Source organism: Rhodosalinus sp., from assembly GCF_041685465.1.
In the GTDB taxonomy this organism is placed as follows: domain Bacteria; phylum Pseudomonadota; class Alphaproteobacteria; order Rhodobacterales; family Rhodobacteraceae; genus Rhodosalinus.
Genome location: NZ_JAWLFS010000320.1, coordinates 1 through 2,671, shown reverse-complemented (window position 1 = coordinate 2,671; position 2,671 = coordinate 1). Strand labels below are relative to the sequence as shown.

Genomic DNA, 2,671 nt, shown 5'->3' with positions numbered 1-2,671 from the left:
TCGGGCTGGGACCGGGTGAAGCGCTTCGCCGAGACCTTCGCGCGCAGGCTCGCCGCGCGCGAGCCGGAGCGCTTCACCGCCACCGCGGCGAAATCCGACCGCGAGGGGCGCATCTTCATCGACTGGCTCAGGAACGAGCGCGGCGCGACCGCGATCGCCCCCTATTCGCTGCGCGCGCGCCCCGGCGCGCCGGTCGCGGTGCCGGTACGCTGGGAGGAACTCGACGAACTGGAGGGCGCGAACGCCTTCGGCATGGGCGACATGGCCGCGCGGCTGGAGCTTGACTGCCCCTATGCGGCGCAGCGCGACAAGCTGCAATCGATCGGCAAGGAGGCGCTGGCACGCCTCGACGCCTGGGCCGACGCGGGTTGAGACCCGGAACCGCGCCGCGCCCGGGCGGTTGAGGGGCGGGACCCAGGCGAGCGGAGGCCATCATGACCGGTGACACGCCCGAGCGCGACGGCGGGACGCGGCCGGCGCCCCCTGCGCATGATCCGCGCGACACCCCGCAGCGCCGCCCGCCCGAGGCGCCGCACGAGACGAGCCCCCGGCCGGGCGATCCGCGCACGGGCGTCGTGCCCGGCGATCCCGGCACCGGCCCGACGGTCGAGGGGACCGACGCCGCGCCGCAGACGGCCATCGGCACCGAACGGCCCCCCGAGGCGCGGGAAACGGACCGCCCGGGGGCGGCGCCGGGCGGCCGGGCGCTGCGGTATGCAGCGATTGTGCTTCTGGTGGTGGTGGCGGGCCTCGTGATCGCCGCGCTCTGAGCGGGTCAGGCGGCGCCGTCCTCGGGCGGGTTGCGCTGCGCGTCCGCGCGCTCCCGTTCGCGGCGAAGCAGATCGTCGGCCGCCGCGGCCTCGGCAGCACCGGCACTTTCGGGGCTCTCCGGCGTGTCGCCATCGGTCTCGGGGCGGCGAAAGGCGCCGACGGCGAGCCAGGCCAGCCCGCCCAGCACCGCGGCGGTGGCGAGCGGGTTCGCCGCCATCTCGCGCCCGGCACGGCGCGCGAGCGCGCCGCTCTCGGCCCCGAGCGCCGCGCCCGCCTCGCGCAGGATGCTGTCAGGGGCGGCGCGGGCCTCCAGCGCGGCGATGTGGCGGCCGAGCGCGGCGCGGCGCTCCGCGAGATCGGCGGCGATCTCCTCGGGCGTCTCATTCCCTTCCACGGGCGGCCTCCCGGACTTCGCGCGCATCCGCCCGCACGGATCGGGCCACGCGTTCGGGCGCGAGGCGGGCGCGCTCGAGGTCGCGCAATCCCTTCACCGCGACCAGAGCGGCGAGCACGGCGAGCACGGCCCCGACGAGCGTGGCGGCCAGCCCCGGCCCCAGACCGCGCTGCGCCAGCGCGCCGATCGCGGCCCCCGCGAGCGCATCCAGCGCCGTCATGGCGAGGATCAGGGCGATCGCGAGCGCGAGGAGCGCGCCGCGCGCGCGCCGCAGGCTCCGGTCCGTTTCCGCCCGCGCGAGATCGAGTTCGCGCCGCAGGAGACCCCGCGCCTCGTCGAAGGTTTCGAGCAGGAGCCCGGCGACCGTGCTCGAACTGTCGCGCCGTTCGCTCATGCCCGCGGCGGTCCCGGCTCGTCGCTGCGCGATCCCCCGGCGCGGGCGAGCCGTGCCACCGCGAAACCGGCGGCCGCCGCGCCGGCGAGGGTCAGCACGGGGTGGCGTTGCACCAGGTGCGTGGCCTCGCGCGAGAGGGTCGAGACATCGCTCCCGCGCAGGTTTCGGGCCATGTCCTCGAGGAGGCGGGCGAGGGCTTCCAGCGCCTGCGCCTCGATGCCCGGCACCTGCGGGTCCGCGGCCGCCTCCTCGGCCGCGCGCGCGGCCTCCTCGGCGCGGGCAGCGGCGCTGTCGGCGGCCTCCGAGACGCTTTCCCCGGCGGCCTCGCGCGCCCGCGCGACGCCCTCGGTCACATCCTCGGCCGCACGGTCGCGGGCGGCGCGCGCCGTGCGCTCGGCCGCTTCGCTCAGCCGGTGCACCTCGCCGGCGATGTCCTGGGCCGTCTCCGTCGCCTCGCGCGTCAGGTCGGGTCGCGTCATGGGTGGTCCTCCGTCTTGCGCGGCCGCGTGCGGGCCGCCGGATATCCTGCATGAAGGAACCCCGCTGCCGGCCTTCGGTTCCGCGCCACTTGCGGACCCTCGCGGAACCGCGACCCGCGGGGGGCGTTTCCCGGACGACAGCGGGGCATCGCAGCCCCGGAGTGATCATTCCCGACGCTTGCAGGAGGAACCGCAGATGACCGATCCGCACCACCCCGAGCCGCACGCCGGCGCGCAGGACGCCGGGATCACCGCAGCGCCCGTCACGCCGGGCCACGCCGCCACGCCGGAGATGCCGGACCGCTATGCCGGCTTCGTCGAACGGGTGGGCGACGGCGCCGGCGGCGAGGCGGGCCGGTCGATGAGCGCGCATGGCGTGGGCAGCGCGATCATGGACACCGCGCGGCGCAACCCGGTGGGCACGGCGCTTACGGCGGCGGGGCTCGCGCTTCTTTTCGCGCCGCGGATCGAGCGCGACGATGCGGCCCGCGCCTACGGCCGGGTGCGGCAAAAGGCCGGCGACGTGGCCGAACGGGCGGTGCCCGATCCGAAGCCGCTGCGCAGGCAGGCGGAAAAGCAGGCGGAGGCGGCGCGCGAGACCGCCGAGGACCGGATAGAGGCGTTCCGCGACCG

General features: G+C 77.0%; 6 protein-coding genes. 3 read left to right on the top strand and 3 right to left on the bottom strand.

Annotated elements, in window-relative coordinates:
• Nucleotides 1-372 (top strand): non-homologous end-joining DNA ligase LigD (gene ligD, locus ACESL7_RS15120; RefSeq protein ID WP_487247763.1); only part of this gene is annotated, 372 nt, incomplete at its 5' end.
• A 62-nt stretch (nucleotides 373-434) separates the two neighbouring features.
• A complete protein-coding gene (locus tag ACESL7_RS15115) occupies nucleotides 435-770 on the top strand; it encodes a hypothetical protein (RefSeq protein WP_372894122.1) in 336 nt (111 codons plus the stop codon).
• Nucleotides 771-775: 5 nt separating this feature from the next.
• Here the strand turns inward: ACESL7_RS15115 and ACESL7_RS15110 are convergent, their stop codons facing one another.
• Genes ACESL7_RS15110 through ACESL7_RS15100 form a run of 3 tightly spaced genes read right to left on the bottom strand, consistent with a single transcriptional unit; the run spans nucleotide 776 to nucleotide 2,038 of the window.
• Nucleotides 776-1,165 carry a hypothetical protein gene (locus ACESL7_RS15110; RefSeq protein ID WP_372894121.1) on the bottom strand — a complete coding sequence of 130 codons (390 nt, stop codon included), beginning with the start codon at nucleotides 1,163-1,165 and terminating at the stop codon, nucleotides 776-778.
• Entirely contained in the window at nucleotides 1,152-1,559 is a 408-nt protein-coding gene (locus ACESL7_RS15105) for a phage holin family protein (RefSeq protein WP_372894120.1), read from the bottom strand. Before ACESL7_RS15105 ends, ACESL7_RS15110 begins: the two co-directional genes overlap by 14 nt.
• A complete protein-coding gene (locus ACESL7_RS15100) occupies nucleotides 1,556-2,038 on the bottom strand; it encodes a hypothetical protein (protein WP_372894119.1) in 483 nt (160 codons plus the stop codon). Before ACESL7_RS15100 ends, ACESL7_RS15105 begins: the two co-directional genes overlap by 4 nt.
• 196 nt (nucleotides 2,039-2,234) lie before the next feature.
• On the opposite strand from ACESL7_RS15100, the gene ACESL7_RS15095 reads away from it, so the two are divergent.
• On the top strand, nucleotides 2,235-2,671 hold a 437-nt coding region (locus ACESL7_RS15095), incomplete at its 3' end, for a hypothetical protein (protein ID WP_372894118.1).